The 13152-nt window shown below is 64.7% G+C and carries 10 protein-coding genes; 6 read left to right on the forward strand and 4 right to left on the reverse strand.

Annotated features, from left to right (window positions below; translation table 11 throughout):
• Positions 1 to 22: 22 nt before the first annotated feature.
• From A3A9_RS0126220 to A3A9_RS0126245, 6 genes are all read left to right on the forward strand, one after another.
• Complete coding sequence (locus A3A9_RS0126220; RefSeq protein WP_275451189.1) at positions 23 to 742, forward strand: nucleotidyltransferase family protein; 720 nt, start codon at positions 23 to 25, stop codon at positions 740 to 742.
• Positions 739 to 3873 carry a double-strand break repair protein AddB gene (gene addB, locus A3A9_RS0126225; protein WP_027061298.1) on the forward strand — a complete coding sequence of 1045 codons (3135 nt, stop codon included), beginning with the start codon at positions 739 to 741 and terminating at the stop codon, positions 3871 to 3873. The genes A3A9_RS0126220 and addB overlap by 4 nt, the downstream gene beginning before the upstream one ends.
• Positions 3870 to 7382 carry a double-strand break repair helicase AddA gene (gene addA / locus A3A9_RS0126230; RefSeq protein WP_027061299.1) on the forward strand — a complete coding sequence of 1171 codons (3513 nt, stop codon included), beginning with the start codon at positions 3870 to 3872 and terminating at the stop codon, positions 7380 to 7382. Before addB ends, addA begins: the two co-directional genes overlap by 4 nt.
• 76 nt (positions 7383 to 7458) lie before the next feature.
• On the forward strand, positions 7459 to 7782 hold the full coding sequence (gene trxA / locus A3A9_RS0126235) for a thioredoxin (protein ID WP_027061300.1): 324 nt from the start codon (positions 7459 to 7461) through the stop codon (positions 7780 to 7782).
• Positions 7783 to 7914: 132 nt separating this feature from the next.
• Positions 7915 to 8196 (forward strand): cupin domain-containing protein, encoded by a 282-nt coding sequence (locus A3A9_RS0126240; protein ID WP_027061301.1) that lies wholly within the window; start codon positions 7915 to 7917, stop codon positions 8194 to 8196.
• Positions 8197 to 8320: 124 nt separating this feature from the next.
• Positions 8321 to 8563 (forward strand): type II toxin-antitoxin system VapB family antitoxin, encoded by a 243-nt coding sequence (locus A3A9_RS0126245; protein ID WP_027061302.1) that lies wholly within the window; start codon positions 8321 to 8323, stop codon positions 8561 to 8563.
• 23 nt (positions 8564 to 8586) lie between these two features.
• On the opposite strand, the gene A3A9_RS0126250 is transcribed toward A3A9_RS0126245, so the two are convergent.
• The 4 genes from A3A9_RS0126250 to trpB form a co-directional block, all read right to left on the reverse strand.
• Positions 8587 to 9912, reverse strand: coding sequence for a bifunctional folylpolyglutamate synthase/dihydrofolate synthase (locus A3A9_RS0126250; RefSeq protein ID WP_027061303.1), 1326 nt, complete (start codon positions 9910 to 9912; stop codon positions 8587 to 8589).
• A 181-nt stretch (positions 9913 to 10093) separates the two neighbouring features.
• On the reverse strand, positions 10094 to 11020 hold the full coding sequence (gene accD, locus A3A9_RS0126255) for an acetyl-CoA carboxylase, carboxyltransferase subunit beta (RefSeq protein ID WP_027061304.1): 927 nt from the start codon (positions 11018 to 11020) through the stop codon (positions 10094 to 10096).
• Positions 11021 to 11068: 48 nt separating this feature from the next.
• Positions 11069 to 11908 carry a tryptophan synthase subunit alpha gene (trpA, locus tag A3A9_RS0126260; protein ID WP_027061305.1) on the reverse strand — a complete coding sequence of 280 codons (840 nt, stop codon included), beginning with the start codon at positions 11906 to 11908 and terminating at the stop codon, positions 11069 to 11071.
• A 1-nt stretch (position 11909) separates the two neighbouring features.
• Positions 11910 to 13130, reverse strand: coding sequence for a tryptophan synthase subunit beta (trpB, locus tag A3A9_RS0126265; RefSeq protein WP_027061306.1), 1221 nt, complete (start codon positions 13128 to 13130; stop codon positions 11910 to 11912).
• Positions 13131 to 13152: the final 22 nt, after the last annotated feature.

Consider the following 13152-nt stretch of genomic DNA (forward strand, 5'->3'; position numbering starts at 1 on the left):
AGCAAGACCGGACACTGCCATTGTGCCCAGAACTGCAATCGTACTCGCCGCCGGGCTCGGCAAGCGCATGCGGCCGATCACCGACACCATCCCCAAGCCTCTGGTCAGGATCGCCGGCAAGACGCTGCTCGACTGGGGCCTGGACAGCCTCGCCGCCGCCGGCGTCGACAAGGCGGTGGTCAACGTCCACTATCTTCCCGACCAGATCGTCGCTCACGTCGCCGCGCGCCATGTGCCTCGCATCATCATTTCCGATGAAAGCGACCGGCTGCTCGATTCCGCCGGCGGTATCGTCAAGGCGCTGCCGGAATTGGGCGACCAGCCTTTCTATATCCTCAACGCCGACACCTTCTGGATCGATCACGGTCCGCTCAATCTCGGCCGCCTCGCCCTTGCATGGGACGCCGCGAAAATGGATATTCTGCTGATGCTGGCGGATCTCCATCAGGCGACAGGACATTGCGGCTCCACCGATTTCCTGGTGGCGCCGGACGGTGCCTTGCGGCGTTCGAAAGGCGACCCGGCCGGCCTGATCTATGCCGGCGCGGCGATCATCCATCCGCGTCTGTTCAAGGGTGCACCCGCTGAACCGCACTCGCTCAACGCCTATTTCGACACGGCAATAGCCGCTGGCCGCCTGTTCGGCATGAAGATGCAGGGCCACTGGATTACCGTCGGCACGCCCGATGCCATCCCGCTGGCGGAAGACGCCGTAGCCGGCGCACTAGCCGAGATGCAATGAGCGGCCCAAGCCGCGTTTTCTCTATTCCCCCCGGAGCGCCGTTTCTGCCGACGCTGGCCGAGGCGCTGCTTGCCGGCCGTCTGGTTCCCGGATTTCGGTTCGACGGCGACCCGCTCGCTCTGGCCGATGTCACCATCTATGTGCCGACGCGCCGCGCCGCGCGCGCCTTGCGCGGTGTCTTCGTCGACAGTTTGAAGGCACGTGGCGGTGGCGGTTCGGCGATCCTGCCGGTCATACGCCCGCTCGGCGAGTTCGACGAAGATGAAACCCTGTTCGAGGTCGAGCCGGCGGCGGCGATCGATCTTGCACCGCCGATCTCGGCAACCGAACGCCTGTTGCTGCTGACGCCGCTGGTGCGCGCGTGGAAACGCCGGCTGCCGGAGCATGTGGCGAAGCTTTTCGCAGAGGAAATCGTCATCCCCGCCTCCACCGCCGATGCGATCTGGCTGGCGCGCGACCTTGCCGGGCTGATGGACGAGATCGAGACCGAAGGTACCGACTGGGCAAAGCTTGCAGGCCTGGTGACCGGCAACCTTGCCGGATGGTGGCAAGTGACGCTCGAATTCCTCGGCATCGTCACCGAGGCCTGGCCGAAATTCCTGATCGAGAGCGACCGCTCCAATCCGGCCGCGCACCGCAGCGCGCTGATCCGCACCGAGGCGGCGCGGCTGCGGCGCAATCCACCGGCCGGACCGGTCATTGCCGCTGGCTCCACAGGCTCGATACCGGCCACGGCCGAACTGCTTGCCGCGATCGCCCGCTTGCCCGGCGGCGCCATCGTGCTGCCCGGGCTCGATCAAACTCTGGATGAAGCGTCCTTCCAGGCGCTTGTCGCCCCCGGCGCTCGCCCTGCCGTGCTTGGCCATCCGCAATATGGCCTGGCCAGACTGATCGGCAAGATCGGCGTGCTGCGCTCAGATGTCGAAGAGATCGGCGTGCCCGGGCCGCACCTTGCACTTCGCGCAGCGCTTGTCGGCGAGGCGCTGCGGCCGGCCGAAACCACCGAATTGTGGGCCGAAACGCGCAACGGGTTTTCGGCGTCTGATATTGCCGGTTCCTTCGCCGATGTGACGTTGCTTGAGGCGGCGAGTGAACGCGACGAGGCCATCGCCATTGCCGTCGCGCTAAAACAGGCTGTCGAACAGCCCGGCCAAAGGGCAGCTCTCGTCACCGGCGATCGCGCGCTGGCACGGCGCGTCTGCGTCGAACTCCAGCGCTTCGGCGTCGTTGCCGACGATTCCGGCGGCACACCCCTCGCCAACAGCCCGGCGGCCAGCCTGCTCCGACTGGCGCTCGAAGCGGTGTTCCGGCCGGGCGGCCCGGTCGGCCTGCTGTCGCTGCTCAAGCATCCGCTGCTCGGACTCGGTCTGGAGAGGGCTGATGTGCGCCATGCGGCCGGACTGGTCGAACTGGTGACGCTGCGCGGCGGCACCGGCCGCCCCGATATCGTTTCGCTGCCGGATCTTTTCGAAACTCGTCTGACCGGCCTGGGCGGCGACAGCCGACCGCCCTTCTGGTTTTCTCGGCTGACCGTGCGCTCCATCGAAGATGCTCGCGACCTGCTCGCACGCCTGACAGAAGCACTGGCGCCGCTCTCGGCCTTTCGCGGCGAGGCGGATGCCGATCTTGCCGCGCTGGTCAAAGCCAGCGTCGTGTCCTTGGAAAATCTCGGCCGTTCCGCCGACGGCGGCCTGGGCGAACTCTATGCCGGCGATGCCGGCGAAAAGCTCGCCGAATTGTTGCGCGGGCTGGTCGCGGCATCGGCATCGCTGTCTTTCGCGGTGAGCGAATGGCCCGATGTGATGGACGCGCTGATCGCGCCGGAGACGGTCAAGCCGGCGCAAGGCACCGACCGGAACATCGCCATCTGGGGCGCGCTGGAAGCGCGACTGCAGGATGTCGACACGCTGGTCATCGGCGGGCTGAACGAGGGTGTCTGGCCACGCAAGCCGGAGAGCGACCGCTTCATGTCGCGGCTGATGAAGACCGGCATCGACCTCGAGCCGCCGGAACGGCGCATTGGCCTCGCCGCGCATGACTTCCAGATGGCGATGGGCGCCAGACACGTGCTGCTGGCCCGCTCGGCGCGTTCGGGCGACGCACCCGCGGTGCCGTCACGCTGGCTGCAGCGCCTGCTCACCTTCATCGGCACCGACCAGGCGTCGGCGCTGCGCCAGCGCGGCAACGAATTGCTGGCCTGGGCACGCGCATTAGACACCGGGCCGAAGCGGGACTTCGCGCCGCGACCGCAGCCGAAACCGCCATTGGCGGTGCGCCCGACGCATTTCTCGGTCACCGAAATCGAGACCTTGCGCCGCGATCCCTACGCCGTCTACGCAAGGCGAATCCTCGACCTGCTGCCGCTCGACCCGCTCATCCGCGACCCTGGCGCTGCCGAACGCGGCACGCTGTTTCACGCCATCCTGCATCTATTCTCGTCAGAGGTGGCCGATCCGCGGGCGCCGGATGCGCTGACCAGCCTCATTGCCGCCGGCCGCACCTGCTTTGCCGAAGCCGCCCTTCCAGCCGATGTCGAGGCCGTGTGGTGGCCACGCTTCGAAAAACTCGCCGCCAACATCATCGAGTGGGAGCGCACGCGTGCCGACGCGGTGGTCCAGCGGCATGCAGAGGAGCGGGCGGGGAAGACCGTCGTCGGCCAGTCCGGCGTGACGCTGTCCGGTTATGCCGACCGCGTCGACCTGCTCGCAGGCGGCATGGCCGATATACTGGACTACAAGACCGGCTCCTCGCCATCCAAGGCGCAGGCGCACACGCTGCTTGCACCGCAGCTGGCGCTGGAAGGCGCGTTGCTGCGGCGTGGCGCCTTCAGGGATTTGGGCGCGCGTGAACCGTCGCAACTGGCGTTCGTGCGGCTGAAGCCGAATGGCGAGGTGTTCGAAGAGTCCATCCTCGAACACAACCGCCAGCCGCGAACCGCCGCCGATCTTGCCGAAGAGGCCTGGGCACGGCTGGAAAAGCTTTTGATCCATTATGCCGATCCGGCGACCGGATATCTGTCGCGCGCGCTGCCGTTTCGCGAGGGCGAGACCGATGGCGACTACGACCATCTCGCCCGTGTGCTCGAATGGTCGGCCGGCGGCGACGCCGGGGACGAGGGAGGGGAGGCATGAAGAAGGCCTATCCCATCCCGAGCGACACCGCCAACAGCCAGGCCCGCGCCGCCGATCCGCAAAACTCCGCCTGGGTGTCGGCCAATGCCGGCTCCGGCAAGACCCATGTGCTGGCGCAGCGCGTCATCCGGCTGCTGCTCAACGGCACCGACCCGTCGAAGATCCTGTGCCTGACCTATACGCGCGCCGCCGCCGCCAATATGTCGAACCGGGTTTTTTCCACGCTGTCGGACTGGACGGTTCTCGGCGACGCCGAGCTTTCGGCAAAGGTCGAGGCGCTGGAGGGACGCCGGCCAGACCGCGACACCATGCGCCGGGCGCGGCGCCTGTTCGCCGAGGCGCTGGAGACACCCGGCGGGCTAAAGATCCAGACCATCCATGCCTTCTGCGAATCCGTGCTCCACCAGTTCCCGCTGGAAGCCAACATTCCCGCCCATTTCGAGCTGCTCGACAGCCAGATGGAGGCATCGCTTTTCGCCTCGGCGCGTCGCGAAATGATTTCCGGCACGGCTGCCGGCAACGCGGATCTGGCAGACGCCTTCGCCGCTGTGCTGGAGCGTGGCGGCGAAGCCGGTCTCGATGTGTTGCTCGGCGAGATCGTGCGCAAACGCGACGGGTTGCGCGATTTCCTCGATGCCGTCGGGCGTGACAGCTTTCAGCCACTGTTCGATGAATTCCATTTCCACGCCGGCCGGACCGCCGATGGAATAGCGGCATCGGTGTGGCCACTGCCGGGCTTCCTGCCCGACTATTTTGCCGACTTCGCCCAGGCCGCCGAATCCACCGACGCCAGATCGGTGCTGAACAACATCCTGCCCTATGCGCGTCAGGCTTTTGCAGAGAGCGATCCCATTCGCCGCCTGCAATTGCTCGCAAGGGCCTTCCTCAAGACGGACGGCGATCCCTATGATCCGGCAAAGGCCTTCAAAAAGGCGCTGACCGACCGATTGCCGGATCTCGCCGAGCGCTACCTGTCGGCGGCCAAAGCCATCATTGAAACCGTCGACCGGCTGGCGCTGTTCCGGATGCTGGAAGGCACGGCTGCTGCGCTGACCATCGCCGACTGGCTGATCGCCCGCTACGAAGCGCTGAAGCGCAGCCGCGGCTTTCTCGACTTCAACGATCTGATCACCCGCACGGTCAACCTGCTGGCGCGTCCCGATGCCGGCCCCTGGGTGCAGTACAAGCTCGACCAGGGCATCGACCATATCCTCCTCGACGAGGCGCAGGACACCAGCCCGGATCAATGGGAAGTGGTGAAGCGGCTGGCGGAGGAATTTTTCGCCGGTTTCGGCGCGCGCGACCGGGTCCATCGCACGGTCTTTGCCGTCGGCGACGAGAAGCAGTCTATCTACTCCTTTCAGGGTGCTGCCCCGGACTCGTTCGCCGACAGCCGGCTGCTGTTCGCGGGACGGGTGCGCGATGCAGAGGCGTCCTTCGCCGACCTCAAGCTGACCTGGTCATTTCGCTCGACCGACGATGTGCTGGCCGCCGTTGACCGCGTCTTTGCCGACCCAATCGTGCGGCGCGGCATCAGCCACGATCCCGATCCGCTGAACCACAAGGCGATCCGCACCGATGCGCCGGGTTATGTCGAGGTCTGGCCGTCGATCGGCACTGAAGCCGTCGACGAGCCCGACGATTGGACGAAATCCATCGACCACGCCCATGCGCCGGCGGTGCGGGTTGCCGAGAATGTGGCGGCGACCATTGCCGGCTGGATCGGCAAGGGCGAGATCATCGAGGGCCGTGGCAAGCGGCTGCGACCCGGCGACGTGCTGGTGCTGGTGCGCAAGCGCGACAGCTTCGTTCATGCGCTGACCCGCGCTTTGAAACGCCGCGACATTCCGGTCGCCGGCGCGGACCGGCTGAGCCTGCCCGGCCATATCGCGGTCAAGGACCTGATCGCGCTCGGCCATCTCCTCATCCAGCCGCAGGACGATCTGTCGCTCGCCGCCGTGCTGCGCAGCCCGATCTTCGACTTACCTGAGGAGACGCTGTTCGCACTCGCCGCGCAGAGGCCGCCTGGCCTGTCGCTGGCCACATCGGTGCGCCAGCATGCCGGTGACGATGAAGTCCTCGCAAAGGTCGTCGCCCAGCTTGACGTCTGGACAAACGAGGCCGCCTTCCAGCCGGTGTTCGAGTTCTATGCCGGCCTGCTGGCGCGTGATGGCGTGCGCCGGAAAATGATCGCTCGCCTCGGGCCAGAGGCAGGCGACATTCTCGACGAGTTCCTGAGCTTCTGCCTTGCCGAGGAACGGACCAGCCTGCCCGGGCTGGAAGCCTTCCTGTCGACGCTGGAGAATGCCGGCCCCGAAATCAAGCGCGAGATGGACCAGACCCGCGACGAGGTCCGCGTCATGACCGTGCATGCCGCCAAGGGCCTGGAGGCGCCGGTGGTGTTCCTGGTCGATGGCGGCTCCGCCCCATTCAGCGACCAGCATCTGCCACGGCTTATGCCCTTCAAGGGCTCGGGTAGCTACTGGGAGGGCAAGGGCTATCTCTGGCGTTCGGCCAGCGATGTCGCCAACGGCTTCTCGAAGGCGGCAGCAGCGCGGGCAAGGGAACTGGCCGACGACGAATACCGCCGGCTGCTCTATGTCGGCATGACCCGCGCCGAGGACCGGCTGATCGTCTGCGGCTATCACGGCAAGCGGGCGCCGAATGCCGGCACCTGGCATTCGATCGTCAGCCGCGCGCTGATCGGTGCGCCGGAAAGCGAGCAGCGCCCGCACCCCGCCAGCGGCGAGCCGGTGTACCGTTTCCACGTCACCAAATTGCCGCCGGTCGCGCCAAGCACCAGTGAACAGGCGCGGCAGGCCGACGCTTTCGGGCCGTTGCCGGCGACCCTGTTCCGGCCCTTGCCTCCCTTCGAGGACCTGCCGCGACCGTTGTCGCCATCCGGCGCCTCGGCACTGATCGACGAAGGCAAGGAAGCGGTGGTCGACAAGGCTTCACCCGTGCTGGATGCCGATGCCGAACCGGGTTTTGCCGTACTGCGCGGGCTCGCCTTGCACAAACTGCTGCAGATGTTGCCCGGCATTGCCGAGGATGAGCGCCATGGCGCCGCGGAGCGCTACCTGGCAAGGGTCGGTGTCGAGTGGCCGGTGTCAGAACGGGAAAAGGCCCTGGCATCGGTTATCGCCATCCTTGCCGATCCGGACCTCGGCCAGCTGTTCGCGCCCTCATCGCGTGCCGAGGTGGCGATCATGGGCAGCCTGGAGGTTAGGGGCAAAACGCGCTCGATTTCCGGCAAGATCGACCGATTGGCGGTGACAGCGGATACGGTCTCGATCGTCGACTACAAGACCAACCGGCCGGCGCCCGCCTCTTTGGCCGAGGTCCCGCCGGCCTATCTGCTGCAGCTCGCGCTCTATCGCGCCCTGCTGCAGCCGCTTTATCCCGGGCGGGAGATCAAGGCGGCCCTGCTGTTCACCGAAGCGCCGCGGCTGATCGAACTGCCGGCCAGGGCCATGGATGACGCCCTTGCCCGACTCACGGGAGCGTGACACAAGACCCGCTTGAAGAAAGGCCCGACAACCACCACATTTGGTGCGACAAAGAACTCTCGAAAGGATTTTCCGGATGGGTGCCACCGTCAAGGTCGACAAGAACAATTTCCAGGCCGACGTGCTCAACGCCAACGTGCCGGTCGTGGTTGATTTCTGGGCGGAATGGTGCGGACCGTGCAAGATGATCGCGCCGGCGCTCGAAGACATCGCCACCGAGCTCGGTGCCAAGGTCAAGATCGCCAAGCTCAACATCGACGAGAACCCCGAACTCGCCGCCCAGTTCGGCGTGCGCTCGATCCCGACCTTGATGATCTTCAAGGGCGGCGAGATGGCCGATATAAAGGTCGGTGCATTGCCGAAGACCGCGCTGTCGCATTGGATCAACGGCAACCTCTGATCCGTCCGAAATTCATGATGTCAAGCCCGGCTTCGTGCCGGGCTTTTTTGTTGGTGTCATTTCTGCCGGGCTCTGGCCCTCGCGCCCGCGCTCTCCATGTCTTCTGTTGGCAGCAGAAGCAGGGAGAACGCCATGACCGGATCCGCCAAAGCCACCGTCTTTATCGACAATGATCGCGTCATCGTCACCGAATACCGCTTCCAGCCGGGCGACAACACCGGCTGGCACCGCCATGGCCACGACTATGTCGTGGTGCCGCTGATGGATGGCAAGCTGAAGCTGGTGACCAAGGACGGCGAAACCTTCGCCGAGATGAAGAAAGGCGCGCCCTATTTCCGCAAGGAGGGCGTCGAACACGACGTCATCAGTGCCAATGAAGGCGAATATGCTTTTATCGAGATCGAGCTGAAGTAGGGCCAGGTCCGGCGTTGGCCGCAAGCCGACATGCTGGAGATCCATCCTCCTGATGGAGTGCCATCAATGCGATCTTGATGGCAATGGCGAATTAGCCTCTATTCCTCTATCGAAGGAGTTTGAAATGGCCGAACCACGGCTCTCGGTCCGCAGCGCAAAAGCGCGCGACCTTGCTCGTAGACTTGCTCGTCGAGAGAGCCGCTCGATAGTCGATGTGGTCGAGCGCGCGCTTGAATCCTACGCGATTCGGGAGGCGGCCCTTGAACCCGCTTCCACCTTCTATGCCAGCCTGACCGCCAGCAATGACATTGATCTGGAGAAAGTTATTCGCGAAAATCGGCAGGTTCGTTCGGGAGTTGAGCTTTGAAGCGCCAAACCAGTTAAGGCGTCTCAGGTCGGCGGCGTGCCGTTCTCGGCCAACACCGCGCCGACGAAGTAAAGCGATCCGCCGATCAGGATCCGCGGCGGCGGACCGTCCCAGGTGTCGCGCAACAGCATCAGCGCGCTGGCGACGGAACTCACCGGTTCGGCCGTCAGCCCGGCTTCCGTCGCGCGGATCGCCAGTTCGTCGTTCGGCACGCCGGCTTCGCTCATGCTCACCGGCACCGTGTAGACATGCCGGGCCAGGCCCTTGAAGGCACGGAAGTAGCCGCTCTGGTCCTTGGTGTTGATCATGCCGGAGATGAGGAACAGCGGACGCGGGTTCCTTTCCTCCTGCTCGGCCAGCGCCTCGGCAACAACCACGCCGGCGCCCGGATTGTGGCCGCCGTCGAGCCAGATGTCGGCGCCCTTCGGCGCCAGCTCCACCAGCCTGCCTTGTGACAGCTTCTGCATGCGACCGGGCCAGGCGACATTGGTCATTGCCTTCTCGGCGGCACGGTGGCTGATCTCGAAGCCGGCAGCCTTGACGGCGGCGATGGCCGCGGCCGCATTGGCGAATTGGTGGCGCCCGGGCAGGCGCGGTGGCGGCAGGTCCATCAGGCCGTCTTCGTCCTGGTAGACCATGCGGCCGTTTTCCTCGAAAGCGAGGAAATCTTGGCCGTAGACGAAGGTAGGGCACTCCAGCCGCTCGGCGGTTTCGATCAGCGCCTGCAGCGCCGTCTCGCTTTCCTGGGCGCCGATCACCACTGGACAGCCGCGCTTCATGATGCCGGCCTTTTCGACGGCGATCAGTTCGACTCGGTCGCCGAGATAGGCTTCGTGGTCGAGCGACACCGGCATGATCACCGACACCGCCGGCCTGGCGATAACATTGGTGGCGTCCAGACGGCCGCCGAGACCGACCTCGATGATCGCGGCCGCCGCCGGATGTTCGGAAAACAGGATGAAGGTGACAGCGGAGAGGATTTCGAAGACGGTGATCTTCTGACCGCCATTGGCCTTGGCGACGCGGGTTATAGCTTCGGCGAACACCTTGTCGTCGACCAGCCTGCCGCCACCCTCGGCGGCCAACCGATAGCGCTCGGCCCAGTTCACCAGATGCGGCGAGGTGTGGATATGGACAAGGTGGCCGGCGGCTTCGAGCAGCGCGCGCGAAAAGGCGGCGCAGGAGCCCTTGCCGTTGGTGCCGGCAATATGGATGACGGGCGGCAGCAGGTCCTGCGGATTGCCAAGCCGTTCCAGAAGCCGCGTGATGCGGTCGAGCGAAAGGTCGAAGCCTTTCGGATGAAGCGCCATCAGGGCTTCGATTTCGCGGTCGGCGGCGAGCGTTGTCATGACAAAATCCTCGCGCATGGCCCGAGAGCCAGAATCGCTCCCGGAATGGCCATGGCAATCAAAAGGCTACAGCGCGCCATGCAGGTGGCGCAATCGCCGTTCGCGGCGGGCAAAGTCGTGTTTTGTGCATGTCGTTTCCCCAAAACCGAGGCCACTTTTGTGCGACATGCACAATGTCGCGTCAGGCCTGCGGCCGGGCTTCCGCGGCAATCACTGCCGGCGGCAGGATTTCCGGCTCCAGCGGCTTTTGCTCGACCGGCATCTTGAGCAGCATCTTCAACAGCCGCGCTATCGTTTCGCGCATCTCAAGCCGCGACACGACCATGTCGACCATGCCGTGCTCCATCAGATATTCGGAGCGTTGGAAACCGTCCGGCAGCTTTTCCCGGATGGTCTGTTCGATGACGCGCGGACCGGCAAAACCGATCAGCGCGCCAGGTTCGGCGATGTGCACGTCGCCCAGCATGGCATAGGAGGCGGTGACGCCACCGGTGGTCGGATTGGTCAGCACGACGATATAGGGCAGGCCAGCTTCCTTCAGCCGGTCGACGCCGACCGTGGTGCGCGGCAATTGCATGAGGGACAAGATGCCTTCCTGCATGCGGGCGCCACCGGAGGCGGCAAACAAGATCAGCGGGCGCTTTCGCTGCAAGGCAACCTCGAAACCATGGACGATGGCGTCACCGGCGGCCATGCCGAGCGAGCCACCCATGAAGGCGAAATCCTGCACCGTCACCACCACGGGCAGGCCCTCGACGGTGCCCAGCGCGTTGATGATGGCGTCTTCCAGGCCGGTCTTGGCCTTGGCATCCTTCAGCCGGTCGACATAGCGCTTCTCGTCGCGGAATTTCAGCGGATCCTGGACGACCTTGGGGTTCTCAAGCTGCTCATACTTTCCGTCGTCGAAGAAGAATTTCAGCCGCTCCTTGGCCGAGATCTTCATATGATGACCGGACGACGGAATGACGAACTGGTTGGATTCAAGGTCCTTGTGGAACACCATTTCGCCGGTCTCCGGATCCTTGATCCAGAGATTTTCGGGCATGTCGGTGCGCCGGCCGAGCATCGAATTGATCTTCGGGCGAACGTAATTGGTGATCCAGTTCATCGCTTCGGCTCCTGTCCTGACGAAGATTTGGGAAGAGAGGTAGGAGAACTATTCGGCGGCAGCAAGGCGGGCAGAGCGCACACCTTGCGCCAGGCCGCTGACCAGCGTGGCGACGGCCTCGGCTGGGTCGGCGGTCTTCTCACCCTTCGGCCCCAGCACATTGGCGACCGCATTGACGATCGCGGTGCCGACGACGACACCATCGGCACTGGCGCCGATCACTCGTGCCTGCTCGGCGGTCTTGACGCCGAAGCCGACGCAGACCGGCAGGTCGGTGTGACCCTTGATGCGCTTAACGGCGGCGGCGACCTTGCCGGTGTCGGCCAGTGCCGAGCCGGTGATGCCGGTCATCGACACGTAGTAGACGAAGCCTGACGTGTTCTGCAGCACCTTGGGCAGGCGCTTGTCGTCGGTGGTCGGCGTCGCCAGCCGGATGAAGTTGATGCCGGCCTTGAGCGCCGGAATGCAGAGTTCCTCATCCATCTCCGGCGGCAGGTCGACGACGATCAGCCCATCGATGCCGCTGGCCAAGGCATCGCTGAGGAAGCGGTCGACGCCGTAGACGTAGATCGGGTTGTAATAGCCCATCAGCACGATCGGCGTTTCATTGTCGCCGGCGCGGAAATCCGACGCCATCTTCAGTGTCTTCACGAGGGTCTGGCCAGCTTTCAGTGCGCGCAGGCCCGCCGCCTGGATCGCCGGGCCGTCAGCCATCGGATCGGAAAACGGCATGCCTAGCTCGATGACATCGCTGCCGGCGCCCGGCAGGGCCTTCATGATCGACAGCGAGGTGTCGTAGTCCGGGTCGCCGCCCATGAAATAGGTGACGAGCGCCGGCCTGCCTTCGGCCTTGAGTCTCGCCATGCGGCGGTCGATGCGGGTGGTCATTCTAAAGCTCCATCCCCAGAATTTTGCCCACTGTGAAAATGTCCTTGTCGCCGCGGCCGCACAAATTCATGACGATGATCTGGTCCTTGCCCATGTTCGGCGCGCGCTTGATCACCTCGGCCAGCGCATGCGCCGGCTCCAGCGCCGGAATGATGCCCTCCAGCCGGGTCAGCAACTGGAACGCCTCGAGTGCCTCTGAATCCATGATCGGCACGTATTCGACACGATTGGATTCCTTCAGCCACGAATGTTCCGGGCCGATGCCGGGATAGTCGAGGCCGGCCGAGATCGAATGGCCTTCCATGATCTGGCCGTCGGAGGTCTGCAGCAGGTAGGTGCGGTTGCCGTGCAGAACGCCGGGCGAACCGGCGGTAAGCGACGCACAGTGCTCGTCACCATCAAGGCCCTTGCCGCCGGCTTCGACGCCGACGATCTTCACATCCGTGTCGTCGAGGAAGGGGTGGAACAGGCCGATGGCGTTTGAGCCGCCGCCCACCGCTGCGACAAGCAAGTCCGGCAGCCGGCCTTCCGCCTCCAGCATCTGTTCCTTGGCCTCGCGGCCGATGACCGACTGCAGCTCCCGCACGATCTCGGGATAGGGGTGCGGACCCGCAGCGGTGCCGATCATGTAGTAGGTGTCGTCGACATTCGTCACCCAATCGCGAAGCGCCTCGTTCATGGCATCCTTCAATGTGCCGTGACCGGAAGTTACCGGCACCACCTCGGCGCCGAGCAGCTTCATGCGGAAAACGTTGGGCGCCTGACGCTGCACGTCGGTCGCACCCATGTAAACCACGCAAGGCAAGCCGAAGCGCGCGGCAACTGTCGCCGACGCAACGCCGTGCTGGCCGGCACCGGTCTCGGCGATAATGCGCGTCTTGCCCATGCGCTTGGCAAGGAGAATCTGGCCGAGGCAGTTGTTGATCTTGTGTGAGCCGGTGTGGTTGAGCTCGTCGCGCTTGAAATAGATTTTCGCGCCGCCGAGATGTTGGGTCAGCCTTTGGGCGAAATAGAGCGGACTGGGCCGGCCGGTATAGTGCTTGTTGAGATGCTCTACCTCGGCCTTGAAGGCCGGGTCGGTCTTGGCGAAGGTCCAGTGCTTTTCGAGGTCCAGGATCAGTGGCATCAGCGTTTCGGCAACGAAACGACCGCCGAAAATGCCGAACATACCCTGTTCGTCGGGTCCGGTGCGGAAGGAATTGGGTGTCGCCGGCTTGTTCATCGCCGATCTCCTGGTTCGAAAA

The organism is Mesorhizobium loti CJ3sym (assembly GCF_000472785.1).
Lineage (GTDB): Bacteria > Pseudomonadota > Alphaproteobacteria > Rhizobiales > Rhizobiaceae > Mesorhizobium > Mesorhizobium loti_E.

Bases quoted from the DNA above. Each gene is read 5' to 3' on its own strand.
- A3A9_RS0126240 (WP_027061301.1), top strand. From the start codon at position 7,915: ATGACCGGATCCGCCAAAGCCACCGTCTTTATCGACAATGATCGCGTC.
- trpB (WP_027061306.1), bottom strand. From the start codon at position 13,130: ATGAACAAGCCGGCGACACCCAATTCCTTCCGCACCGGACCCGACGAA.
- A3A9_RS0126250 (WP_027061303.1), bottom strand. From the start codon at position 9,912: ATGACAACGCTCGCCGCCGACCGCGAAATCGAAGCCCTGATGGCGCTT.
- accD (WP_027061304.1), bottom strand. From the start codon at position 11,020: ATGAACTGGATCACCAATTACGTTCGCCCGAAGATCAATTCGATGCTC.
- addA (WP_027061299.1), top strand. From the start codon at position 3,870: ATGAAGAAGGCCTATCCCATCCCGAGCGACACCGCCAACAGCCAGGCC.
- addB (WP_027061298.1), top strand. From the start codon at position 739: ATGAGCGGCCCAAGCCGCGTTTTCTCTATTCCCCCCGGAGCGCCGTTT.
- trpA (WP_027061305.1), bottom strand. From the start codon at position 11,908: ATGACCACCCGCATCGACCGCCGCATGGCGAGACTCAAGGCCGAAGGC.
- trxA (WP_027061300.1), top strand. From the start codon at position 7,459: ATGGGTGCCACCGTCAAGGTCGACAAGAACAATTTCCAGGCCGACGTG.
- A3A9_RS0126245 (WP_027061302.1), top strand. From the start codon at position 8,321: ATGGCCGAACCACGGCTCTCGGTCCGCAGCGCAAAAGCGCGCGACCTT.